This is a genomic window from Treponema sp. R6D11 (assembly GCF_054786075.1).
Genome location: NZ_BDHD01000549.1, coordinates 1 through 799, shown reverse-complemented (window position 1 = coordinate 799; position 799 = coordinate 1). Strand labels below are relative to the sequence as shown.

The following is a 799-nucleotide window of genomic DNA, read 5'->3' as shown; positions in this document are numbered from 1 at the left end:
TTCCCGAATCGCCGGTATAGGTTAAAATGCCCGCCTGCGCCGTATATGATACCGGCACCGTTTCCCCCGTATTGTAATTAATTAATAAAAACGGGCTGCTGCCGTTTATCGCGCTGCGGCAAAGAAGCAAATAATCGTCGTTTACAAAACCCGCGTCATTTATCCCTACGGAAGAAAAAGAAAAATCAGCTTTGGCGGAAATATTATTCAGGTTACAAACGGAAAGGCGTCCTGAAGAATCAACTGCAAGCAGATTGCCGCCTCTTGAAGTAATTAACCGGATAGGGGAGCGGTCAATAATAAATTGCAGGGATAGTTCATCTTTTCGGAAATCTGAATATACAATAGCGGGTTTTGTCTGTATATTGGCGTTCTGCCAAAGGATGTACGGATCGGCCTTGTTACCTTTGTCTGAAAATGGGGCTATCGCCGTTATACGGGTAATATTGCGGGTTTTTTCAACTGAAAAATTATCGTTATCTTTGATAAGTTTGAAATCCTGCGGAATAAAGCAAAGACTGCCGTCTTCAGTTAAAAAAGCGATACTAGAATTATTGGCGGCAATTTCCGTTATCCGCGTTTGAAAATTCTGCGTCATCTGAAAAAGCCTGCTCTGTTGGTTTGCCGTAAGCCCCGCCATAAAAAGGTTGCCGCTTTCGCCCGCGAATACGGCGGTTTCGTTAATGGCGAATGTGCTTATTGTTTCATCTTTTCCGGGTATTATAGGAAGTTTTTGCCGTGTGGAAATTGTCCCGCGCCTGTCTACGGTGAATCTGTATAAAATATTGTTTTCCCTGCT

Annotated in this window: 1 protein-coding gene; it reads right to left on the bottom strand. The window is 43.6% G+C overall.

Annotated features, from left to right (window positions below; genetic code table 11):
* Positions 1–799, bottom strand: a 799-nt coding sequence (locus ACYVTD_RS14600) for a hypothetical protein (protein WP_461248444.1), incomplete at both ends; no start/stop codon positions are given.